The organism is Roseivirga sp. UBA838 (assembly GCF_002296035.1).
Taxonomy (GTDB): Bacteria; Bacteroidota; Bacteroidia; order Cytophagales; family Cyclobacteriaceae; genus Roseivirga; species Roseivirga thermotolerans.
On the sequence record NZ_DBHC01000009.1, the window covers coordinates 7,505 to 32,069 of the forward strand.

Below are 24,565 nucleotides of genomic sequence, written 5' to 3' on the forward strand. Positions count from 1 at the left end.
TGAAGGTCACTCTGAAAGTCACTTCATCTTCGCTTGTGGTGGCATCCGATGGTGTTTGACGTTCAATTGAGGACACCCTCACAATTTCGAAAACCGGACTACTCTCTACCGGAGTACCTGCCTCAGTACCATCATTAGGGGTTACCTCAAAGCTGATGTATTTACCATCGTCATCGGCTACCAGGGTATATGTTTGGGCTGTAGCTCCTGCAATGGCTACTTTTCCGGTTCCTAAGGCATCATCGGACCTGTACCATTTAAATGTGGAACCACTTTCCGCATCACTGTCATCATCGGCATAGGTATAATTGCCTGTTAGTTGCTCCCCTAAAGCGAAAGTACCAGAAATACTTACATTGCTGGCAGTGGGGGCAGCATTTGGGACTACCGGAGCTTCCAGCACTATATTATTGAATATAGCTCCTTCAATACCGGGGACGCCACCATCGTAAAAGCCAGCTGTTTTCTGTCGTATTCTTACTTCATCGACATTTTCAAAGATGCTTGAACTCAAGGTAATACCAGTATTCACACTTGACTTTGAAATAGACACTTCTTCGCTTACTACCTGGCTTCCATCTAAAAATCCCAGTATTTCTATATTGGCAATGTAATCATAGGTCTCTTGTATATCCAGACTAGCCAATTTAAACTCTGTGCCATTGTCGGTAGCAAATACAAACCATTGTCCATTCGCGCCATCCCCGGCATTTGATACATAGCCTAAACCATCTACCGCAGCATCACCGGCAATAACACTTCCATGTGCAAAACCTCTATTGAGGTTTGAACTAATACCTGTTAATGAAGCAAAAGCTGTTGCCGTACCATCATCCGTTATTTTAAGGGTGACATCACCAAAGTCGACCGTAGATTTTTGAACTACTCCGTCCGTATCGTAACCACCAGAAAACTCATCAGTTGGAAAACTTAGGGTATTGGGTACGAATGCATCAACATCACCAGCCAAAGTAGGTGCCGGAGCCGTACCATTGGTTTCAACAGTCCAGCCCTCATTGGGAGGCTTAGGGGAGTCCATGGGGTTGCTGTAAATGAGTTGGTTGCTGCTGTTTAGTATCTCCCAAGATGACCCATTTTTACGAATTAGATAGGCGGAAGATGTAATGGGGTTGTCATCACAATCGAAGCTTGAATAATATGTAGAGCCCCCTGAACTCTCATAGATAATGTTCGCATTACCATCTCCACTATTATTAACTGATACCATGTTTTCTTGAGCCAACAGAAGCCCATTAAACATCACTAGATACAAAAGAATTAAACCTATCTTCAACATTCTAATAATCATTAGGTTACATATTGAAATTCACAGCTACCAAAGCAGGTTACGCTTAACAACAAATAAAGAGATTCTCCATTTTCTGGAGTCGTAATGGTAAACGCGGGGCCACTCCCTTGCGGAACAAATGCAGGAGTGCCCGCTTTCTGAACAGCATAACTTAGTGTATTATTAGGTGCGTCATATTCAATCAATATGGTATCTCCCAGGCCATAAGCAGCACCAAACGCAGTCAGCGCATTATTACTAAACTTTTCTCCTGTTGTAGATAAAAAGCCATACTCATTGGCATTGGCACCAATGTCATGTGCCATGTCGCTAGGTAAAGTCCCTAAACCTATAGAGATTCCTTTAGACCCTGGGAATATGGTTAGGCTATCAATTCGAATTTTAATTCTATATACCTGATTGGGATCATTTAACTCAGGCCCTATAAAAATTCTAGGTGTAAAGTCGAAACCAGCCTTTGCCACTAAGGTACCATCACTCCATCTTATTGCCGTTTGACATTGAGTTCCGGTATATAAGGAAACACAGGAACATACATCATCCGCAATGCAAGTACCTTTTCCATTGCATGCACTTGCATCATCTGCGAGGGTACCAAAGCACTTCAAAGAGTTACACTCAATATTAAGAGCCCTAACAAAAAACCGAAAAGGGCCATTGGAATCATTACTTTCAATAATCACTTCTGCAAAGGCCAATCCGAAACTGTGACTTGTATAATTGATCGTGAGATTAGCCGATTCATTAGGTGCCAAAGTTCCTTCAGCATTAGTGGTTATCTCAAAAAAATTCCTGTCGTCATCGAGTCTAATTTCCGAAATCACCAGATCAGAATTACCGGTATTAGTAAGCACAAAGGTTCTTTCAATCTGATTTTCATTCACTGAAACCGTCTTATTGTAGGTAATACCGAAATCGGTAAAGTTGGCTTGGCTTACAGTTCTAGAACCAGATGCAATAGATGCATTATTTCCTGCCAACTCTAGCTGAGGCTGAAACTCTTCTGTAAATGGAATTAGGAATACCGTGAAAACAAGGAGTTTATGTAGGATTTTCTTTTGGTTGGAAGACATGGCTGGCCTTGATTTTATAACTCACAATTTGCTGATTGCTAAAAGCTCAGATAAAAAAATGTGCGTGAACAGCAGATTTTTGGGCGTGAATGTGGTTCATTGGTAGTTCACGGTTTATTGTTCAAAGTTTGAAAGCTGGAGCTGCGAGCGGGGAGCATAAAGACGCAAGCAAGAGGCTGGCGGGGTCGAGAGCCGTTACTGCACTGCCAATACAAGTGCGTTGTGTTCGAAGTTTAAGATTTAAGGCTTAAAATAAAGACTCGCATCAATTAGTCATTGGTCAGTCTACTAATTCAAGCTCACATTCACCAAAACAAGTCAGGCTCAGCATTAAATGAAGAGATTTCCCTGGCCTGGCTATTAGCCCGGTAAATGCCTCTCCTTGTGGAAGGAACTCATGAGTGCCAGCCTTTTTTACAGCAAAACTCAGCTTGTTTTGAGGAAGGTCATATATAATGAGCACAACATCTCCTTCACCGTAGCCAATGCCGTAATCACTATGTACTCCGTTACTATATAATCGCCCTGAAGATAGATAACCATACTCTCTGTCTATCTGACCAATATCATGAGCTAAATCTCCTGGCGGAGAAGAACCAACACCAATAGACACTTCAGTATCTTGGAACAAGGACAACTTATTTATGGCGACTTTAATTCGATAGACTTCATTCGGATCAGTTAGTTCTGGGCCTATTGTTATTCTCGGAGAAAAATCATGACCAGCCCGCACCAGCGTATTACCATCGTTCCAGCGTATTGGTGTTTGACAGTTTGTACCCGCATATAACGGAGCACAAGAGCACGTATTTTGGCCAATGCAAGTTCCAAAAGAATTACACACGGTTGGGTCACTAGGTAATTTTCCAAAACATTTGGTCGAATTACACTCTACATTTTTGGCTCTAATAAAGAATCGGAAAGATCCGTTGGGATCGTTACTTTCAATAACTACTTCTGCGAAAGCCAATCCAAATGCCCTACTATTAAAATTAATGACCAGCTCGGCCGATTCATTGGGAGATAGTGTTCCCACTGCGCTAGTTGTAATGTCAAAAAAGTTTTGTTCATCTTCCAGCCTTATTTCTGAAATTACAAGATTGCTGCTTCCACCATTGACGAGCACAAACGTCCTACTTAACTGCGTATAATCTACGGAGGCCGTTCTGTTGAATACAGTCCCAAAATCGGTATAGTTATCGGCACTAAAAGAGGAGTTGTTAGCCGCAATAGTCAGGAAGTTACCATAGACTTCTAACCGCCCATCCACTTTGGTTTCAACCAATGGAATCAGCAGGGTTATTAAAAACAGTAGTTTTGGAAGGTGTGTTCTTCTACTGATACGCATAATGTTTTAAAATTTATTGTTTAATAAAAATGCCCAAGTGTTGTTGGGTGTATTCAGAATTGTGCGCGAGTGGCAGATTTTTGGGCGTGAATGTGGTTCATTGGTGGTTCATGGTCTATTGAAAGCTGGAGCGGGAAGACGGAAGCATGGAGTTGGGAGTTGGGAGCTGGGAGCGGGCTCCTGATAAGCAAGACCAATTGCAGCGAAGAGCCTCCAATAAAGTTGATGTGGAATGTGAGGGGCTAGGGCTGGAATGAGACGGAAGCGAGAAGACAGAAGACGGAAGACGGGACTATGAAGCCGGAAGCTGGAAGCCAGGAGCCGGAAACAACCAGCAGTCACCAATAGTTGGAAAATGAAAACTCCAGAGATACGATTCCTCTCAAAACGGAGACAAATTCTCAATAGCCTAAATGGCTCCTAAGCTTTATTTTTAAACATCACATGAAGACCTAATTCGACCGGGAAAAGCACCCCACAAGTTCTACATCTGGAGATTCAAAAAGCTGTCGCGGAGTAATAATGGTTTCTTCAATTGGTGTGCGCTTGATCTCCGGAATTGACCCCGGAAGCTGTATTTCTGGTTGAACGGAACTTGCCATGAGTTGATCATCTAAAATAAGCTCGGGAGATTCAGTTAATGGCTCTACATGAATGGGATAACCAGCATTTTTTAAACACATGGCTACCAAGGTAGAGCAGGCAATCATATCTTTTTGGTGCCCTTCACTGTATTCGTTAATGAGTAAAGTAATCGCCACAATGACCGACTCAGCAATAAACCTATTTGGAATTTTATCCAGAATAATCTTTCGGATTTCTCCATCCTTATAACGCATGGAGCAAATCACTGCCAACATCCAGGCTGTTGAATAGGAATATTTAATTGAGCCATCATAGTAAAAATCGCTAATGGCTTTGTTGATTGTGTCAGTATCCAAATCACCTTTCCTTCGGTATACATAGAGTTTAGCCACCGAGTCTGCATTCAATGTCGATTCCAAAGTAGCTGCACCTATGCCATGACTTCCGGCCTGAACAACACAATCCATCACTTTTGGAAAGGTATTCTTGCCAAAATTAATATCTACATGCCCCCAAATAGCTGCATGATATATGTTTCTGTAATTCTGCCCTTCTTTACCAGGATCAAACCAAGGAATAAGGTAAACCAGTAAATAGAATGCGGCTTTCTCTGCACCGTCCTCCTCCCAGGTTTTGAAAAATTTATCTAAACTAAAGTCGAAATTCTCAAAAATGAGAATGTCCCCTATTTGTAAATCACTTTTACTCATTGGTTGCATAGCATATTGATTTATAGTGGCCTAATTCATTGCAATAATCTTATCAAGCAGCCCGTCATCCGAAACAAAATCTAAAATAATCGTACCTACTCTCTTTTTTCCCCATTCAGGCAAACGCTCTTTTAGCCGACTGTTCATCCCTCCTTTGCCAATAGCAGTGGCCCTGGGGTTATTTAAATCTGGGGCACCTGGAGAGGTACCACTGGTAAAATTCCAGTACCAAACATTTGTACTCCCTTTGGCTGCCTCATTCAACAGTTTTTCAATATTCTTCCATTTTTCATCATATCCATTGAAATACGCCACTTTGTAACAATCCTGAACCCTAATTTTATTAAGTGCTGTTTCTGAGGGCGCATCATCATTCAAAGTAAAGATGCTGTCCCCTTTCCACCCATTATAGGCTGGTATGCCCAATTTACCCTCGAACCTACGAACAAGCACAATCTTGCCCCTAACTTCTTGCAGATTGGGGATAGTGTCTGCCACATACCAACGGTTACCTGCCCCATGCATGTAGTGTTCAAGAGTGACTTCAAAACTGCGCGTGTTGCCTTCATCTTTACAGGCATCGATTTCCCAAAATTTAGGATCGTCCTTACACTCTCTTTTAACCCCCATTACAATGGTCTCACTCGGATTTTCTACCAGAAAATCTATACACTGCTGCACAACATCTCCGAAATTGATCTTTTGATATACAGATCCATGATGTATGGTGAACACATTGTTGAGATGTCTGCATCGAATATCCAGAAACCTCACACCCAAAATGAGCTGAGCAGCTATCGACAACTCCTGGCATTGGGTCATAAAACCTCCGAAAAGAGCACATGAGTCATGGGTGCCGGGCATATTAATTTCCGACAATTTCCTGCTTCCGTTAATCCTGGACATCCAATTGGCGTTTGGGAAGCTAGCTATTGCAACAGTTTGATGCTCCTTACAAGCACCAGCCAATTTCACTCCGTTAAATGAATAATTAATAGCTAGGTGTTTGGTATGACCAGGGCTCGGGTCGCCAAACAACTTATTGGAAGCTGCTATCCTTGTCTCACCCTTATCAACCAACTGTTGAACCTTTTCAGTTACCACCAAAGCTGCATTTTTTGTCCCGTAAGCGGCCGATATAATTTTCACTTTGCTCATATCTGTGATTGAAAGGTGTCAGGAAAAAGTTACACGTTGACCTTCTTTACAGGCCACCGCTTTCGTTTGTCCGTTGACCTTGTAAACAGCTCCAAAATGTTTACTGTGACCTGGGCAGGGGTCATTAAACATATGATTATCAACTTCCAAACTATCCCCAGAACGGGTAATCAGCTTTTGAACCTTTGAGGTTACATCAAAGGTTTTGGTAGCTTCGCCATAGGCACCATAGCAAGCACCAATTATACTAATTGAATTCATATTGTGTGTGTTTACTGCTTTGCACAGTTTAAAATTGAAAAACATCCAGACACTGAATGGTTAAAGGTGCACCAACTCGCTAGAAATGTGCGCCAACTACTTGATTATGTGCGCAAAAAGGTCGAAGGGAGGGCAAAACCACATTAGAGAGTTTGCAAGCGGTGTATCAGGTTGTCTTTGTAGGATTTACCCAAGGGCACCTCTTCTCCATTTATTGCAATGGTAAACTGAGAAAGGTCTATATCTTCTACCTTTTTAATGTTTACGATGTGGGAACGATGGGTTTGTACAAACTCTTGAGGATTAAGCTTATCGGCCAACTCTTTGAGTGACTGACGAATGACAAACTTCTTGTTTTCTGTATGTAGTATGCAATACTTGTCTTCTACAGAAACCCATAGTATGTCTGTAATCATAAGTTTAACCAGCTTATTTCTCTCTTTTACAAAAAAGAAGTCTTTTGCCAACACCACATGCCTGTTGTCTTCAAAGACATCTTCTTCGTGAGAAGTGGTATAAGCTCTAAGGGTGGCCAATTCCATACTTCTTTCGAGCTGCACCGGGTCAAAAGGCTTAATAAGGTAAGCGCTGGGCACGGTTTCTTTGGCCTTATTGAAGGTATCTTTATCGTCATAGGAAGTAATAAAAATAACCGGGGTGGGTCTCTCGGCCTGAAAAATTCGAGCTAAGTCTATCCCCGACATCTCTCCTTCAATATTTATATCTAACAAAACCAGATCCGGCTGCTTGCTCCTAAAAAATTTGAGCGCTTTCTGACCTTCTTCTGCAATGCCAATGGTCTGATACCCCAACTCATCCACAAACATCTCGAGAGTGTCGGCATAATTGGGTTCATCTTCTACGATGAGTATATTCATTTTTACTTGGTATAAGGCCTGGGATTAAAACTAAGGTTATTTTTCATAGTCACAAGTCATTTCTCTCGGTTTAGGCCAGTCTTCTATGAATTGCGGCCGGCATTACCGGAAAGGTCAAGACCACTCTGGTCCCCGAGCCTTCTTTACTTTCTATTTTTACTGAACCTTTATTCAGATGCATAAATTCAACACAAAGCTTTAGTCCCAGGCCAAAACCTTTCTCTCCTTTAGTTCCCAGTTGGCTGGATGACTCCCCTCTCAATACCCGATCCATTTGATGTGAAGGCATTCCCAACCCATTGTCAGAGACCATGATATCTACCTTATTTAAAGTAGTCGCGCTTGAAAATACCACCTTGCCTCTTTCCGGGCTAAACTTAATGGCATTGCTAAGCACATTGCGTAAAACGGTGCAAGAGGTGTTTACGTCCACATAGACATTTACATCCTCTACCTCATTGACAACATCTATTGATTTGCTTTGAGCCAGTGATTGGAAAAGAGCTATATTTTCATCGATTAGCTGTTTAATGCTGACCTGCCCAGGAGTATACGGAATACCATCCGTTTGTGACGCTGCCCAGCTAAGCAGGTTATTGAGTAAGTGATTTAACTGGTCTATGGACTGATCAATTTTACCACCTATTTCGAGCAGTTTTTCCTGCTTATCTTTTTTTATAAAATACTCCAACTTACGGCCAATACCTTGCAGGGCTACCATAGGACTTCTAAGGTCGTGAGCAATTATAGAAAAGAACTTATCTTTTGTTTTGTTAAGGGACTCCAACTCTGCCTTTTGGCTTTTGGCCAATTGATAAGCTGCTGTGAGCTCATTCTTGCGTTTTCTTAGCAAGAGAAACATGGAAGAAATTAGCAAAACCATGGCTACTAAAACCAACGAAGCAAGCGTAATTCGCCAGTTTCGTTGCTTTTCCGATATTAAAGCCCTGTTGGTTTCTGCTATAATCTTTTCTTTTTCCAGCGCGTCAAATTTGGCTTGTTGCTCCAATAGCTGATAGTCTTTTTGCTTTTTAAGTAAGTTGCGCTCTAGAATATTCTGCTGGGTTTGGGCGTTCAGGGCTTGTTCAAAATCACCAATACGTTTGTAGTAATCAACGGCCAATTCATAGGCAAGCATTTCTGTTTCGGGCATTGGGTATTCCTGCACTATAGCTAGAACTCTCAGCAACTGATCTTCAGCTAAATTTACGTTGCCCTTAGCCAATTCTAACCTATGCTTTAACAAGGTCCCTTGAGCCTGTGCCTCCAAAAACATTTGTTCTGAAGCCATTTCCAAACCTCTTTCCAATGCCTTCTCTCCATCGTTTAACAACCCTTGGGTAATAAAACAATCGGCTAATTGAATCCACAAAGAAGTTTGATCGTATTCTAATCCTAGTTTGCCAATTAATTCAAGAGACTTTTCCGTGTAGAGCTTTGCCTTAGATGACTGTCCGCTTTTATTATAACTCCTACCAAGGTTACTGAACGCAAAAGCAAGCCGCAACTCATTACCTAATTTCAGGCATAGGGCAATTTCTTCCTGATAGAAAGTTTCTGCCCTATCATAGTCTCCAATATCCCGGTATCCTCCCGCCAAACTATGAAGCGATTGAAGCTCCTTTTCTTTGTCATTAATGGCTCTTGAAAGGTTCAGAGCCGTTAAATGATTTTGGATTACTCGGTCATGAGCATTTATTCTATTATAAACTGATGCTTCTTTATTCAGGCTTGACCAAATTCTGGCTGAATCGCCAATACTTTCTGAATAAATTTGAGCCTTCTCAAAATGATAAATGGCCGAATCCGGACTCACAAAATTGATGAAGTAGTCACCAAGGGAGAGATGCACATCTGCCAGGTTTTCAAGGCCAAAATCGAGGCTATTCCTTTGGGCCAATAGCTTCTCTAGCTTACGCGCAACCTGCCCGGCCTTTTCTGGCTCAAAAAATTCTGAGTGTACCTGAAGTTGCAACCGGTAAAGAGCTATTCGCTGGTTTTGAGAAAGCGGCAAGCTTCGAATTTCCGACTCCAACGAATCTAAAAGAGACCTTGCATTTGCCGGATTGAGCAGTATTAATGAAGGAGCATATTCTGTAGCAAAACTAAGTCTTTTGACACCTCTAGCTTCCAAAGCATACCGACTCCAAAACTCCTCCCAACCGGCAGTGGTAGAAGACTGTTGTGCGATACAATTTTTGCAACAGACTATGATGAACACACCAAACACCCATTGCCTCAATACTTTGCAGACATATTGATTATTTAAATTATCGAAAACCCGCACAACTAGTAACTCCAAATCAAAGATAAGCATTATGGCAATACTTGGTCTTCAACACAATATTCATTAGGCACTATCCAAACGTCTCTCCACTCCTTTGGCCTGAGATGGAAAACCAAGAACAAAGCATGTACCTTTGCCTGGCTCGCTGGTCACACTAATGGTTCCCTTATTTTGGTCTACAAATTCTTTAGTAAGCTTTAGCCCTAGCCCAAACCCTCTTTCACCCATTGACCCAAATGTACTGAAGGCACTATTGCCAAATAATGATTGAAGTTTAGCCTTTTCCATTCCCACACCTTCATCTTTTATGGTGAGCTTAACACCCGTGGTTTGTTCTTCCGCAAAAACTGTTATTGTTCCCCCTCCAAGCTGAACTTTATAGCATTACTCAGGAGGTTCCTCACAATAGCAGATATTGTATTTCTATCCGCAAAGATCAATGCCTCTTTTTTCGAATGCTCAACCGTTATGCCTTTCGATTCCATTAAGCCCATATACAATTCGATATTTTCATTAACTACTTCCACTAAATCGATCCGCTCAGGCTTATAGGGCACCCCTTCTGTTTGAGAAGCAGCCCAATGCAGCAGGTTATTGAGTAGATGGTTCAACTGGTCTATTGATCGATCGATTTTCCCTCCCATCTCGAGTATCTTCTCTTGCTTTTCTTTACGAATGAAATATTCCAGCTTTTGACCCACTCCTTGAAGGGCAATCATGGGGCTGCGCAAATCGTGAGCAATTATGGAAAAGAACTTGTCTTTGCTGGCATTTAGTTCTTCCAACTTGTGGTTCTGAAGACTGATCTTACGGTTGTTTTTTCTAATCTGTATAAACAACAGAAGTACTATAATTAAAAATACAGCCACTACAATCAGTCCAATAAGGTAGAGTTTTTGCCTTTCTTTCTCTGCGGCCTGTTTGAGCAAAAGTCCCTCTATTTCTCGCTCCTTCTGGGCGGTTTTATATTGTGTTTCCAGCTCAACCACCTGCTTGGCTTGCTCTTCTTCGAACAACGTTTCCAGATAGTTTATATACAGGTTATAGTAGTGAGTGGCTTTCACATACTTGCCCATGTCTTGATAACTGTCGGCAATGATTTTGGTAGCATCAACTTTATAAGTGAGAATGTTCATTTCTTCGGCCAGAGCCAATGCTTCCAGGGCTCGGTCTACAGCCTCAGAGTACCTACCGAGGTTCCAGTCGAGCCGAGCAATGTTGTTAAGCGTGTTAATGCGGGTACTTTCATCGGGAGCCATTTGCAAAGCCCGCTCATACAAGTCGAGGCACTTTTCATATTCTTTAGTAGCAAAATACAGCTCTCCGAGATCGTTGAAATTACTGGCGGCTACTCCTTCCAAATTAGCGGTCTGGCAAATGTCTAGTGATTGCAGCAGCAATTTTTCGGCTATCTGATGCTCTTCCTTCTGGTAATAGACCACTCCGAGCCGGTTGAGCGTAGCAGCAACTCCTAGCGTATCCTGAGCGGCTTCACAAATCTCCAGTGCCTTTTCCAGGTTTTCCAAGGCCGGGTTAAGGTTTTCTGCTGCCCGGTATATTTCTCCCAACACCCTAAAGTATCGACCATGAAATTTAGGTTCGAGGGTGAGTTCCGGAGTATTTGCCGTGCTCAAAAATAAATCCACAGCAACAGAGTACTCGCCCAGGTAGTAATGTCCTACTCCTTTATAAAAGTTACGCTTAGCATAAGATAAACCGCTTGCTGCCTGCTCACCGCCTTTCCAGTTTTCCAGAACCACTATGGAAGAATCGTATTTACCCAGAGAAAATAAACTGGCTCCGAGCCACAACCTTGCTTCATTTTCCAGAGCATCCCTGCCCAACTCACGGGCATTTTCAATCAGAATTTCGCTCACCGATCTGGCTTGTTGTGGATCCGCATCCACCATTAGTTTTACTCTGGCCAGCTCAAGTTGCAACAACTCCACAGTGGTGGCTTGTCTGGCTCTGTGCAGGGCGTCCTGGCCGCTCAGGGAAAAAGAGAGACACAAGAGGAGAGTTAAAATCACTCCTTTGCACATTTCATAAGTAAAACATTTTAGCATTTTGGAATCCGAAGATTTCAGAGAGCTGTATTCAAAAAAATAGAATTAACGCTAACAGCCAACACATTAACCTAAAGGCAGATAGACCGAAAAAGTTGTTCCCTCAGAGACTCTTGAAGTTACTTCAAACCTACCTCTATTCAAATTTATAAATTCTTTGCTAAGTCGCAGCCCCAAGCCAAAGCCTTTCTCTCCCCTAACCCCAGCGGGAGAAATAAGCCTCTGCCCATTGAGTACTTCTCTAATTTTTTCATCAGACATGCCTACTCCCTGATCTTTCACCTGAAGTAAAAGCATTTTATCAGCCTGCATAGACCTGCACCAAATGGTGCTTCCTTCCGGGCTAAATTTGATGGCATTGCTTAGCAAGTTTCTGACTACGGTGGCCATAGTGTTTACGTCTACATAGGCCAGTACTTCCTCACTTACCTCGTTCATCACCTCTATTTCTTTACTGATTGCCAGCGATTCATAAAGACGAATAGTCTCTTGCACCATTTCATAAAGAGACACTTTTTCCGGATGGTAAGGAATACTTCCTTTTTGAGTGGTTGCCCAATTCAGCAAGTTATTGAGCAGATGGTTTATATGATCGGTAGAGTTATCGATTTTGGTGCCCAGCTCCAGGAGTTTCTCCTGTCTGTTTTTGCGAATGTAGTATTCCAATTTTTGCCCAACACCTTGAAGGGCTACCATAGGACTTCTCAAGTCGTGAGCGATGATGGAGAAAAACTTGTCTTTAGTCTCGTTGGCCTCTTGCAAAGCTTTGGTGCGCTCCTCCACGGTTTTTTCAAGCAGTAGTTTTTGTTCTTCGAGCAAACTCAGCTTAAACCTCTCATTTTCTATTTCCTGCTGCCTGAGTTCTTTGCGCATACGCCTGATTCTATCGGCCAAGGCAAGCGAAAGCAGGGTAACTTCCATGGCACCACCTAGTTCTACAGCAGTTAGCGTAAAAAAATTGGTAGGCAAAAGTCCTGCTCCATGAATGGTTCGGATGAGCACACCCAAAATGTAAGGCACCCAGGCAATGATATAAAAGAGAGCCGGCTTAAACCCCTTTCGGTATACGAATATACCTGCGACCAAAAGTGTTGGAAAGGAGAGCAAGACCAACCACCTGGCAAAACCGTAAATTGGGTTAACACCAAACAGAGCACAAAGAACAGACATGAGTAAGCTCAAGCCACATATGAGCCACAGAAGTCGGTCCATTGAGCGACTAAAACTAGCTACATTGAGAAACTCTGCCGCAAAGCGACTGGAGAATGCCATGCTGATTCCGGCAAATAGTACATATAGGTTTCCGTCTATACCCTCATGCTGAGGCCACAGGTACTGCTCTCCAAGTCCATTGGTCGAAACCGTGGTGAGCATAGCAAAGGTGGTAGAGAATACATAGAGTAGATATACCCTGTCTTTGAGCGAAAGGTAGATGAAGAAGTTATAGAGAATCATAACTACCATTAGCCCATAAAAACTACCCAGCAAAAGACTTCTAAGGTCAGTATCGCCTTGAAAGGCAAGTGTCTGTTGGTTAAGATAGGGTTCTTCAAGAGGCCCTATCGCTGTATAGGAAGTATCTTGCTGAACCTGAACTATAGAGTTTTGGGCAGGCGTTGGCTCAGAACCAGCCGATGCAAAATTTGGAAACGCCAGACACAGAAGAATGAAAAAAGGTAATGTGCTTTTAAAAAATGGGCTGGTACAGCTCATAACAGCCTTAAGTTAAATAAAAAACCCCGACCGGAGCCGGGGTTTATTGTTCGATTTATGATGATCACACACTAGCCCAAGACTTTTGCCCCGGCTCGTATGGAAGACATCCTTCGTATTTTACCGGAATGGGGTCATACGGCATAACCTCTTCCCCTACCAGTTCGCTGGTAAAGTAACTATAGAATGTAGAATCTACCACATTGGTAACGAAGTGGGTTTCTAAAAACTCATCGGTTTTTTCTCCCGGGTCGTTGAATGTACTTCTATAGCGTTTTAGTATATCCGGATTCTCATCGTACTTTTTAAAGTACTCGTTAATGGCCGCAGTTATTTGCTCGGTTGTGGCTTTGTTAAACTTCACATCCTGATTGGCATCGAAGTTCTTTACAAATACAGCCATTCCCCTTCTAAAGTAATCCGCCTCCTTATCAGTATTCAAAACAGATAAGGCCTGGTCGATATGGTTGGCAACTCCTGCCTCTGTTGCTCCCGGAGTTTCTGTTTTAGGACATATGCCTTCACATATTTTCTCCAATTGAGCCGCTTCTTCAGGGGTAAGCAACACAGGCACCCAATCTACCTTGGGCTGAGGAGAACAACTTTGCAGAGCACCAAACAGTAAACTGCTAGAAAACAGAGCTGCTGATCCAAAACCTATATTTTTTAGTGCTTCTCTTCTTTCCATGGTTTAAAGTTTTCCTTTTTTCAATTGATCTACTGCATAATTGGCTGCTCTTGCGGTAAAAGCCATGTAAGTAAGCGATGGGTTTACGCAAGAGGCCGAGGTCATAAATGCTCCGTCTGTCATGAACACGTTTTTACAAGCGTGCACCTGGTTCCATTTATTGGTTACTGAGGTTTTCGGATCTCTACCCATTCGGGCAGTACCCATTTCGTGAATACCCAAGCCCATGTTAGGCCCATTATCATACGTATACACGTTTTTGAAACCTGCAGCTTCAAGCATTTCGGCTCCTGCTGCGGCCATGTCTTTACGCATTTCGTATTCATTTTCATGGAAGTTGCCGGCATCAAACCTCATTTGAGGTAGTCCCCACTGATCCAGGTTGTCATAATCCAGATACATGTAGTTCTTATGCTGCGGAAGCACCTCTCCAAAGCCCATAAAGCCCATGGTCCAGCCTCCTGGCTCCATCAAAGCATCTTTAATGTTGCCACCTACACGGCCTACTCTCATTTCGGCAATGTTACGACCCCATCCTTCTCTTGAAGCAGACCCTTGATAACCGTAGCCTCGCACAAAGTTTTTCATATTGGAGCTACCACCAAGATTTCGGAAGCGAGGAATGTAAATACCATTTGCTCTTCTTCCCTTGTAGTATTTGTCTTCGAACCCTTCTACTCTGGCACCGGCTCCAACTCCCAGGTGGTGATCCATTATATTATGTCCTAGTTCGCCACTATCGTTGCCGAGTCCGTTGGGGAAGCGCAACGATTTAGACTGTAGCAATATACCTGCCGAGGCAATGGCCGAGGCACAAAGGAAAATTACCTTGGCGTAGTATTCGGTAGACTCTTTGGTGTTCTGGTCTATGGCGCGAACGCCAATGGCTTTTCCGGTGCTGTCGTCATACATCACCTCATGCACTATAGCATCGGTCATTACCGTAGCATTGCCTGTGGCCACAGCAGCCGGCAGGGTAGAAGAAAGGCTGGAGAAGTAACCTCCATAAGGGCACCCTCTCATGCATCGGTCTCTAAAAAGGCATTGGCTTCTCTGGCCCGGGTTTTTATGATCGGGATAGGCCTGATTTAGCGGTTGGGTGAGGTGTGCGGTTCGGCCAATGGTTACCCAACGGTTGTTCCACTTACTCTCTACAGCTTTTTGGAAGTGCTGCTCTACGCAGTTCATTTCCATTGGGGGTAAAAACTGTCCGTCAGGCAACTGCTTAAACCCTCTGTTTTCGCCACTTACTCCTATGTACTTTTCCACATAGTCGTACCATGGTTTAATATCCGCGTAACGTACAGGCCAGTCTACCCCGAAGCCATCTTTGAGGTTGGCTTCAAAGTCTATATCGCTCCAGCGATAACTCTGGCGTCCCCATGTAATTGATCGTCCACCAAGGTGATAACCTCGCATCCAGTCGAAGCGGGTATCTTCCTGATAAGGGTGTTCACTGTCCTTCACAAAAAAATGCCTATGGGCTTCAGCGGTGGTGTATCCGGTACGGTTTTGTTTCGGATAGTCTTTTTCAATCACCTCTCTGGGTGTTCTGCCTCTGTTGGGCAAGTCCCAGGTGTCCATAGTAGCAGTATGATAGTCCTTAATGTGCTCAATCTTGCGGCCACGCTCAAGAACCAGTGTTTTCAGGCCGTTTTCGCTCAGCTCTTTGGCTGCCCAGCCTCCACTAATTCCTGAACCCACCACAATAGCATCGTAGGTTCTCTCCTGCTTTGCTCGTAGGTTTAAATTCATCGAATTACTCTTTAGAATGTCAACTAATTTTTCATACAATCCAGCGCGAAAGTGGATAGACGAGTAATATAGGGAGAATGGATTAAAAAAAATAGAATGGTGGTATCTCAGGTGAGATTTGCAGGAGAAGAGGCAATGAAAAAGCCCTGCGAAGTGGCAGGGCTTGAGTTCTTTTAATATTCGTCTTCGTTAAAGAAGAAATCTTCTTTGGTAGGATAATCTGGCCAAATCTCTTCTATGTTCTCGTACGGTTGGCCGTCATCTTCGAGCTCTTGCAGGTTTTCTACCACCTCTAAAGGAGCCCCTGAACGAATCGAAAAATCGATCAATTCATCTTTTGTGGCCGGCCAAGGTGCATCCTCCAAATATGATGCTAATTCTAGTGTCCAGTACATCTCTCTTTTTTTTATTGGCGTGCAAAAGAATAGAATAAAAATTTAAAATTCAAACGCTAACCGTCAATTTTTCAGAATACCATGATAATCAGCCAAATAGATGCCCTAAGAGGCCTTTTTTGCTTCTTTAAGCTGACTAAGTAAAGTCCTTTTTATGGCAACTTTCTCTTTTTGGTCGGCCAACTTTCGGTCTAGCAGTGAATCTAGCCCACTGGCTGTATTGAATTTGACCACGTTTTCTTCAAAAGTTTTCAGCTCGGTGGTATCTCTGTAAAGTAGGTCTTGTAAAAGCTTAATTCTCAAGGTTTCTCTCTCACCTTCGTTCATTCCTTTACGCGCCTTCTTATTTAACAGTCGGTCTAAGAACTGCTTCTCACCGATAAGCATGGTTAGCTTTCTATATTCAGTTTGAAGCTTTTTATTGGCCTCCTTTCCCGGAAAACCAATCGACTTCCACTCCCCCTGAATTTTTCTAAGTTCAACTTTAGGCACCAGCTCTTCACTATGCTGTCTCAACCTTTCCACAAGTGCCTCTTTGAGTTTTCGGCTCTCTTCCGGTGACTGCCCCGACTGCTGCTTTGCTTTTCTCAGAGAATCTTTCAAGAGCTTTTGAAATTTCTCCCAAAAAGCGGAGTGACTGTCGGGCTTAATCTTACCCAGTTCTTTCCATCTCTTTTTTAAATCTCCATGCACCACCCGAAGCTTATGAGCTGGCGTTTCAGCAAGCTGCTTGGCAGCCTGATTCAGAAAAGCCTCATAGTCAGCCTCTTTTTCGATCATCATTTTCTCCAAATCGGCATAAAAGGCTGCCCTACGATCAAAGAAATCGCCTACCAACTGTTTAAACTCCCCCTCAATTCGTTCGCGGTGTTCTACTTCTACAGCTCCGGTTTTCATCCACCGCTGCTGCACATCCTTAATAGCCTCGGTAGCCGACTTCCATTCGTGGCTGGCCGCAACCACCCTAAGCTCCTCCAACAGAGCTGTTTTAATCTGTAAATTTTTATGCCGGTTTTGAGCAATGTATTCATTAAGTTCAGTCTCCAACTGCTCCAGCGCATGGTGCAGTGCTTCAAAGTCGCCCAGTGCATCTACATTGCCAAGGCTCTCTTTCAGGTTAATTACCTTTATTAAGAATGAGCCTTTGTTGGCGTGTTCCTCCACTTTAGACTTTACATCTTCTACCTCGCTAACAATGGCTTCAAACTTTTGTGTGAAGTATTGTATGGTTGCCTCTTCGCTTTCCTTAACTGTTCCTATCTCTCTTTCAGGAAAATCAAGGAAGCTCTTTCTGTAAACCTTTCCGTCTTTTATGTAACCGTATTCCACTTGAGATAACTATGGTACTTTAAAGTGGCCGAAAATAAGTAAATCAATCAAGAGCACTTCTATCGAGCTTAATTTTTAGCATATTTGAGCCAAAATTTCACACTATGAGTGACCAAAAGATCATCTTTTCAATGGCGGGAGTCAGCAAAATCTATCCGCCTCAGAAACAAGTTCTTAAAAATATATACCTGTCTTTTTTCTACGGTGCCAAAATTGGCGTACTCGGTTTAAACGGAGCCGGAAAGTCTTCTCTGCTGCGGATAATTGCCGGAGTAGATAAAAACTACCAGGGCGAAGTAGTCTTCTCGCCCGGATATACCGTGGGCATGTTGGAGCAAGAGCCACAGCTAGACCCGGAAAAAACGGTAAAGCAAGTGGTAGAAGAAGGTGCCGGTGAAGTGATAAAACTGCTTCAGGAGTTTGAAGAAATTAATTTGAAGTTTGCCGACCCAGCGGTTTTGGCCGATGGTGATGCCATGAATAAGCTTATTGAAGACCAGGGACGGGTACAAGAGCTACTGGATCAGCACAATGCCTGGGATCTGGATTCACGACTGGAGAGGGCTATGGATGCGCTGCGCACACCTCCGGCCGATGCCAAAATTGCCAACCTCTCCGGAGGAGAAAAACGAAGGGTGGCCCTTTGCAGGCTGCTTATTCAGGAGCCGGATGTTCTCCTGCTCGATGAGCCAACCAACCACCTCGATGCCGAATCGGTTCACTGGCTAGAGCAACATCTCAAGCAATACAAAGGAACAGTGATAGCGGTAACCCACGACCGTTACTTCCTCGATAACGTAGCGGGCTGGATTCTTGAGCTTGACAGGGGTGAGGGTATTCCATGGGAAGGCAACTACTCTTCCTGGTTGGAACAGAAGCAGAAGCGTTTGGCCGATGAGGAGAAAACAGAATCTAAGCGGCAAAAAACCCTTCAGCGCGAGCTCGAATGGGTACGTATGTCTCCCAAAGGTCGCCAGGCCAAGGCCAAAGCCCGATTGAGTGCCTATGACAAACTGGTAAGCCAGGAAGGACGCGAAAAAGAAGAAAAACTAGAGCTTTACATTCCTCCGGGGCCCCGACTGGGTGCTAAGGTTATCGATGCCAAGGGAGTGAGCAAAGCGTTTGGCGATAAGCTGCTTTATGAAAACCTGGACTTCTCGTTGCCTCAAGGGGGAATTGTGGGAATAATTGGCCCCAACGGTGCAGGTAAAACCACACTATTCAATATGATCACCGGTAAAATTGAGCCGGATAGTGGCACTTTCGAAGTGGGCCCAACAGTAGAAATAGCCTATGTAGACCAGGAGCATACCAAGCTGGACCCCAACAAAACTGTGTGGGAAGTGATTTCTGAAGGCAACGAACTTATTAATCTTGGTGGAAAACAAATTAATTCGAGAGCCTATGTGAGTCGCTTTAATTTTGGCGGAAACGACCAAAACAAGAAGATTTCGGAACTTTCCGGAGGTATGCGCAACCGGGTGCACCTGGCATTAACCTTAAAGCAGGGTGCAAATTTATTGCTGCTAGATGAGCCAACTAACGATTTGGACGTTAATACTTTGAGAGCTCTGGAAGAGGGCTTGGAAAACTTTGGCGGATGTGCCGTAATTATTTCGCACGACCGTTGGTTCCTGGATCGTATTTGTACGCACATTCTAGCCTTTGAGGGCAACTCACAGGTTTACTGGTTTGAAGGCTCTTATACCGAGTATGAAGAAAACCGTAAAAAACGCATGGGCGATACTGAACCAAAGCGCATTCGCTACAAAAAGCTAGGCTAAATTGAAAAAAAGTATCAGAATAGTTAATTTATCAACCATGAAAGGATTTAAAAAACTCATGGCCTGCATGGTTATTTGTGCCGCTTTTGGAGCAAATGATCTGGCCGCTCAAATAACCCCGATAGACTACATTAGTGGGGCCGGTCGCTTTACCATAAGAAGCCGGGTTCCTATGAACATCATGATTCCATATGAACCACACCTGTATATGGATGAGCGCATGACTAAAATTGAGTTGCTGGATGGCACAATGATAGAAGGCTTCTATAAATACAATGTAGAAAACGAAACCTTGGAACACGCCAGCTCAGAACAGATTTACAGTCTGAAAGAAGTAAAGCGCTTTTGGTTTTTGCAATCGGGCGACAAGCCGGAAGAGGCCTTTGTAAACATTAGGTTGGTTTGGCCAAAGAGTGAGTATGGAGGGTTCTTTAAAACAGTAAAGAGCTCTGAATACGTATGGATAAAGTACTACCTGGAATTTAAACCAAGAGACTATGATCCGGTAATGGACATGGGTAACCCATACGACAGGGTAGAAATGGCCAACGAGTTCTACATTAATCTGAACGATGTGTGGACGGCCGTTCCTCAAACCAAAGGAGACTTTTTTAAACTTATGGCTCCCTATGCCGATGAGGCTCCCCTGAAGAAGTTCATGCGTAAAAACAAGATAAAACTCACCGAAGCCGAAGACCTCGGTAAGGTGATCAACTGGGTGGCTAAAAATGGAAAGTAATTTCCTGCTTTAGGTCAGGGTGGAGACTCAAAGCCACAGGACAATTGAGCCCTATTTCTTTGATCCATGAACGATCTTCATCACTGACCGCACAATTATCCCAATAAAAATCTACTCTTAAGGCGGCTATTCTTCGCGGATTAGCCGCCATTATTTTTTGTGTAGCCAGGTGCATACCGCTCATATCCCATCCTTTCTTTTCACCCGCAATGGCCATAACGGTCATCATACAAGCGCCCAGAGCCGCAGCTACAGTGTCGGTTGGAGAAAAAGTCTCTCCTTTTCCGTTGTTATCTAGGGGAGCATCGGTGTGAAAAGTGTTCTTAGATTGAAGGTGTACTGAAGAGGTTCTAAGCCCTCCTTCATATTTGGTCTCAACTGTTTTCATAAACTATCGACAATAATTTTTCGTTACTTTAGCAACATTTCAAAGCCAGCTTCTAACTGATGCGCAACATACAAAAAGTCTTTCTTCTTCTGGTGACAATTTCCTTGAGCCATTTGGCCATTGGGCAACAGATACAACAGTTTATAGACGAGGATTACGAAACAGAAAATGTTTTCGGCATTGTGAAAGCAACTAATGGCGGACTCATTAGTGGGTTTTACTTCAGGCACTCCAGTTTTTTAGGCAATAATAATCTCTCGCACTGGGGCATTGAAATGGTGAATATTAAACATCCGCGAGAAGCCAAGCAAACCACTTTTACAGGAAGCTCCTATGTGTTTGGTAAGTCAAATTACTTCGTAAGCCTTCGACCAACTTATGGAAGAGAAAAAATATTATTCAAAAAAGCCCCGCAGCAAGGAGCCCGTGTAACAGCTCTGGTGGCTGGTGGTCCTGCCATTGGTATGGAAATACCGTATTACATTGAGATAAGCCAAAACCAAAAAGAACAATACGACCCTCACAATAACCAACACGCCATTCCATTTATAGTAGGCAGTGCAGGCCCCTTCCGCGGCCTTGGCCAGACCAAATTTGTTTTAGGGCTACATGCCAAAGCCTCCCTCACCTTCGAAACCAATTCCACCAAAAAGAGAGTATTTGGTTTTGAAATGGGCTTTACTGCCGATGTTTATACCCGCGAAATAGAAATACTTCCGTTGGCCGACAACCAAAGCGTATACACAGCCGCCTTTATTGCCATCTATTTTGGTAAGAGAAGATAGTAGAGCACTCTCTTTTTATTTGGAACCTTTGCCTTACCTTTGTGTTCATATAGTCGGAGGAACGCCAGATGATTGAATTACCTGTAGTATCGAAACCCGCTGAAAATAAAAGGAGAAAGCCAGACTGGCTAAGGGTTAAGCTGCCTATTGGCCCTGAATATGCCAAAGTGCGCAAGCTGGTAGATAACCATAAACTGCACACCATTTGTGAAAGTGGAAACTGCCCAAATATGGGCGAGTGTTGGGGAGCCGGCACAGCCACTTTTATGATATTGGGTAATGTATGTACTCGTTCATGTACATTTTGCGCAGTAGCTACCGGCAGACCGCCTGAATACGATGCAGAGGAGCCTAAGCGGGTAGCAGAAGCCATTAAACTAATGGGAGTAAAGCATGCGGTGATCACATCGGTAAACCGCGATGAGCTGAAAGACCGTGGGGCAGAAATTTGGTATCAAACCGTGGTTGAAACTAAAAAACTAAGTCCGGAAACCACTATCGAAACGCTTATCCCCGATGTAAAAGGCAATTGGGATGCGCTGTACCGAATGATTGATGGAGGTCAGGAGGTGGTTTCACACAATATGGAAACGGTGAAAGAACTGTATCGTCCGGTGCGACCACAAGCCAAATACGACAGAAGCCTGGAAGAGCTCAGAAGAATAAAGGAATATGGCAAGCGCTCAAAGTCAGGAGCTATGCTAGGACTGGGTGAAACCGATGAGCAGGTGTTCCGCCTAATGGACGATTTGGTAGAAGTAGGTCTCGATGTGCTCACCCTGGGCCAATACTTACAACCTACCAAGCGCCACCATGAAGTAATCGAGTATGTACACCCCGATAAATTTGCTTTCTTCAAAGAAGAGGGTGAAAAAAGAGGAATCAAGTATGTAGAGTCTGGCCCATTAGTAAGATCATCTTACCATGCAGAAAGACACGTGCATGTGTAGATGAGACAATTGACAACCGAATACAGCGCCAGGGTTACTTACTTAATGTATTTCTGAATCTTGCCTCCATTTGTGTCTTCACAAAAGGTTGTTAAAAGACGCTGTGAGGTCACAGCTTGTGGCTAGAACACTGGAGCGATTTAAATGAAACCCTATACAAAGTATTGAGATATTAAGAAGCCGCTATTCTGCGGCTTTTTTTGTATTCAGACATGGAATGAACCACACTTGAATGGCCCATCAATTGGATTAGCTCATGGATAAGAAAGAAAATAATTTGCAATACATAGAATTACAATGTATTATTATTCTATGTATTCAAGAGAACTATTAAAAGGCATACTCAAACCTATTATTCTCAAGCTGCTTGCAGATAATGGAAAAATGTATGGTTATGAGATTGTACAGCACGTAAAGGCGAGTTCCGAAGGCAAAATACTCATTAAAGAAGGTTCACTTTATCCCAGCTTACATGCGCTGACCAAGGAAGGTTATCTGCAAACAGAGTCAGTGAATGTGGGCAACAGGATCAGGAAATACTACAGTCTTACGGAGAAAGGTAAGACTGTAGTAAGCCCTGCCATTCAGGAAGTAATAGACTTTCAGAGCACTCTGGCCCTATTGTTCGGTAAATCTAAAACAGCATTATCATGACCGGGCATCATGTAAACTACATCAAAGCCTACCTGAAATCTAAAGGCTTTACCGATCTGGAATTGATGGACGATTTGACCGATCATTTGGCAACGGAGATTGAATTCTCTATGGACAGCGAAAAGCTGGATTTTGAGACGAGTTTTGAAAGAGCCAAACAAAAACTTCTTCCAGACTCTCCCTACCAACTCGAAAGAGATTTAAAGATTTTAACCACCCCAAAACACAATATTATGATTAAGAAAATAGCTTATATAGGAGGATACCTGAGTGCCATGTGTCTAATGCTGGCCTTACTTTTAGGATCGCTAACATATCACGAAAAGATCAACTCCAACCTCAGTCGAGAATTAGCACAGTCGCAAAACGAACTTTCCATGATATTAGAAGATGAAGTGGACAGGACAGCAAATTACATCTCATATATGAAAGAAATGGAGATGTCCCAAATAGCGGTTATTCAAAACCTTGCTGCCGTACAAGCCTTAATCGTAGCCGCCATTGCCCTGTTCAGCATTACCTATTTACCTTATAGGTTCTACAACAGCTATCAGCGCAGCCAGTTGGAGTTGAATTCGCTCTGAGTAATATGATCTTATTGAACTCTGAACTCAATGAACCATTATCCACGACCCCTGCCCCCTGAAGGGGCAGCACATCGTCTGTCCAGAATCAGTAACTGTTTTCCGGTATCAAATTTCAGAGTCATGAACTTCAACTTCCGACTTCCGACTTCAAGGCCAAACATCAAAACTGCCATGAACTATGAACTCCATGAACCATGAACATATATTACTATTCAGCCTAACCTACCTCCCTTACCAATTCTATCACCGCTACCAGAAAAGCCAGCTGGAGCTAACCGCATAAACAAAAAGGCTGTCCCGAATTCTCCGGACAGCCTTTCTGATAACTAATTTCTATTATCTAAAATCTCTATTAAGCCATTGCTTCCTCTTCCTGATAATCAGAAACAGGAATACAGCTACACATCAGGTTTCTGTCGCCATAGGCTGAATCGATTCTACCCACTGTTGGCCAGAACTTAGCCTCTTTTACATACTCTGCCGGATATACAGCCTTCTCTCTGGAGTAAGGCTTTTCCCACTGGCCTTCTAACACCATGCTGGCCGTGTGAGGTGCGTTCTTCAACACGTTTTGCTCTTCATCGGCCAAACCATCGGCAATTTCTCTAATTTCCTGACGAATACTGAGCATAGCTTCACAGAATCTGTCCAGTTCTACTTTAGACTCAGACTCGGTTGGCTCAATCATCACTGTACCAGCTACAGGAAATGAAACGGTTGGCGCATGGAAACCATAGTCCATCAGGCGCTTGGCAATGTCTTCTACCTCTATCTTCTGGTTTTTAAATTCTCTGCAATCCACTATCATTTCGTGGGCACATCGGCCTTTGCTACCTGCGTAAAGGATCTTAAACTCCTTCTCAAGTTTAGCTTTAATGTAGTTGGCATTCAATATGGCCAATTTGGTAGCATTGGTTAAACCTTCGGCTCCCATCATGGCAATGTAGGCATAAGAAATAACCAAAATACTGGCACTACCCCATGGCGCTGCCGACACTGCAGTTATGGCCTGATCGCCACCGGTTTCTACCACCGGATTGCCCGGCAAGAAAGGCGCAAGGTGAGCCGCTACTCCAATGGGGCCCATTCCGGGGCCACCACCACCGTGAGGAATACAGAATGT

Annotated in this window: 22 protein-coding genes and 1 pseudogene; 6 read left to right on the forward strand and 17 right to left on the reverse strand. The window is 43.4% G+C overall.

The window, feature by feature from the left end; translation table 11 throughout:
- The 15 genes from B3O12_RS02705 to B3O12_RS02775 all read right to left on the reverse strand — a co-directional run.
- Positions 1-1,228 (reverse strand): hypothetical protein (locus B3O12_RS02705; RefSeq protein ID WP_286755206.1); only part of this gene is annotated, 1,228 nt, incomplete at its 3' end.
- An 80-nt stretch (positions 1,229-1,308) separates the two neighbouring features.
- The gene (locus B3O12_RS02710) at positions 1,309-2,382 is read right to left on the reverse strand and encodes a DUF1573 domain-containing protein (protein ID WP_286755207.1); all 1,074 of its coding nucleotides are present in this window, start codon (positions 2,380-2,382) and stop codon (positions 1,309-1,311) included.
- Positions 2,383-2,662: 280 nt separating this feature from the next.
- Complete coding sequence (locus B3O12_RS02715; RefSeq protein WP_286755208.1) at positions 2,663-3,730, reverse strand: hypothetical protein; 1,068 nt, start codon at positions 3,728-3,730, stop codon at positions 2,663-2,665.
- Positions 3,731-4,182: 452 nt separating this feature from the next.
- Complete coding sequence (locus B3O12_RS02720; protein ID WP_286755209.1) at positions 4,183-5,025, reverse strand: hypothetical protein; 843 nt, start codon at positions 5,023-5,025, stop codon at positions 4,183-4,185.
- 30 nt (positions 5,026-5,055) lie between these two features.
- Complete coding sequence (locus B3O12_RS02725) at positions 5,056-6,183, reverse strand: phosphatidylinositol-specific phospholipase C domain-containing protein (RefSeq protein WP_286755211.1); 1,128 nt, start codon at positions 6,181-6,183, stop codon at positions 5,056-5,058.
- 18 nt (positions 6,184-6,201) lie between these two features.
- Entirely contained in the window at positions 6,202-6,444 is a 243-nt protein-coding gene (locus B3O12_RS02730) for a hypothetical protein (RefSeq protein ID WP_286746093.1), read from the reverse strand.
- Between the two features lie 143 nt (positions 6,445-6,587).
- Complete coding sequence (locus tag B3O12_RS02735; protein ID WP_189628138.1) at positions 6,588-7,322, reverse strand: LytR/AlgR family response regulator transcription factor; 735 nt, start codon at positions 7,320-7,322, stop codon at positions 6,588-6,590.
- Between the two features lie 70 nt (positions 7,323-7,392).
- Complete coding sequence (locus B3O12_RS02740; RefSeq protein WP_189628139.1) at positions 7,393-9,639, reverse strand: tetratricopeptide repeat-containing sensor histidine kinase; 2,247 nt, start codon at positions 9,637-9,639, stop codon at positions 7,393-7,395.
- Between the two features lie 33 nt (positions 9,640-9,672).
- Positions 9,673-9,963, reverse strand: coding sequence for an ATP-binding protein (locus B3O12_RS02745; protein ID WP_349675962.1), 291 nt, complete (start codon positions 9,961-9,963; stop codon positions 9,673-9,675).
- Entirely contained in the window at positions 9,960-11,639 is a 1,680-nt protein-coding gene (locus tag B3O12_RS02750; protein WP_286755213.1) for a tetratricopeptide repeat protein, read from the reverse strand. The genes B3O12_RS02745 and B3O12_RS02750 overlap by 4 nt, the downstream gene beginning before the upstream one ends.
- Before the next feature lie 102 nt (positions 11,640-11,741).
- On the reverse strand, positions 11,742-13,388 hold the full coding sequence (locus tag B3O12_RS02755; RefSeq protein ID WP_286755215.1) for a sensor histidine kinase: 1,647 nt from the start codon (positions 13,386-13,388) through the stop codon (positions 11,742-11,744).
- A 64-nt stretch (positions 13,389-13,452) separates the two neighbouring features.
- Positions 13,453-14,076, reverse strand: a complete 624-nt coding sequence (locus tag B3O12_RS02760) for a gluconate 2-dehydrogenase subunit 3 family protein (protein WP_189628142.1) — start codon at positions 14,074-14,076, stop codon at positions 13,453-13,455.
- Positions 14,077-14,079: 3 nt separating this feature from the next.
- Positions 14,080-15,831, reverse strand: coding sequence for a GMC oxidoreductase (locus B3O12_RS02765; RefSeq protein WP_189628143.1), 1,752 nt, complete (start codon positions 15,829-15,831; stop codon positions 14,080-14,082).
- 173 nt (positions 15,832-16,004) lie between these two features.
- Entirely contained in the window at positions 16,005-16,226 is a 222-nt protein-coding gene (locus B3O12_RS02770; RefSeq protein ID WP_090257868.1) for a DUF2795 domain-containing protein, read from the reverse strand.
- Between the two features lie 105 nt (positions 16,227-16,331).
- A complete protein-coding gene (locus tag B3O12_RS02775) occupies positions 16,332-17,555 on the reverse strand; it encodes a DUF349 domain-containing protein (protein WP_286755216.1) in 1,224 nt (407 codons plus the stop codon).
- A gap of 104 nt (positions 17,556-17,659) precedes the next feature.
- On the opposite strand from B3O12_RS02775, the gene ettA reads away from it, so the two are divergent.
- Positions 17,660-19,339 (forward strand): energy-dependent translational throttle protein EttA, encoded by a 1,680-nt coding sequence (gene ettA / locus B3O12_RS02780; protein ID WP_189628145.1) that lies wholly within the window; start codon positions 17,660-17,662, stop codon positions 19,337-19,339.
- Between the two features lie 37 nt (positions 19,340-19,376).
- Positions 19,377-20,078 carry a hypothetical protein gene (locus tag B3O12_RS02785; protein WP_189628146.1) on the forward strand — a complete coding sequence of 234 codons (702 nt, stop codon included), beginning with the start codon at positions 19,377-19,379 and terminating at the stop codon, positions 20,076-20,078.
- On the opposite strand, the gene B3O12_RS02790 is transcribed toward B3O12_RS02785, so the two are convergent.
- Positions 20,062-20,466 (reverse strand): OsmC family protein, encoded by a 405-nt coding sequence (locus tag B3O12_RS02790; protein ID WP_189628147.1) that lies wholly within the window; start codon positions 20,464-20,466, stop codon positions 20,062-20,064. The two genes, B3O12_RS02785 and B3O12_RS02790, sit on opposite strands and share 17 nt — an antisense overlap.
- 59 nt (positions 20,467-20,525) lie before the next feature.
- Between B3O12_RS02790 and B3O12_RS02795 the strand changes: the two genes are divergently transcribed.
- From B3O12_RS02795 to B3O12_RS02810, 4 genes are all read left to right on the forward strand, one after another.
- Positions 20,526-21,251, forward strand: coding sequence for a hypothetical protein (locus B3O12_RS02795; protein WP_189628148.1), 726 nt, complete (start codon positions 20,526-20,528; stop codon positions 21,249-21,251).
- A 68-nt stretch (positions 21,252-21,319) separates the two neighbouring features.
- Positions 21,320-22,201, forward strand: a complete 882-nt coding sequence (gene lipA / locus B3O12_RS02800) for a lipoyl synthase (RefSeq protein WP_189628149.1) — start codon at positions 21,320-21,322, stop codon at positions 22,199-22,201.
- Positions 22,202-22,513: 312 nt separating this feature from the next.
- Entirely contained in the window at positions 22,514-22,855 is a 342-nt protein-coding gene (locus B3O12_RS02805) for a PadR family transcriptional regulator (protein ID WP_189628150.1), read from the forward strand.
- Complete coding sequence (locus tag B3O12_RS02810; RefSeq protein ID WP_286746124.1) at positions 22,852-23,439, forward strand: hypothetical protein; 588 nt, start codon at positions 22,852-22,854, stop codon at positions 23,437-23,439. Before B3O12_RS02805 ends, B3O12_RS02810 begins: the two co-directional genes overlap by 4 nt.
- Before the next feature lie 355 nt (positions 23,440-23,794).
- Here B3O12_RS02810 and B3O12_RS02815 read toward each other — a convergent pair.
- A pseudogene (locus B3O12_RS02815) lies at positions 23,795-24,565 on the reverse strand (glycine dehydrogenase (aminomethyl-transferring)); the annotation flags it as partial.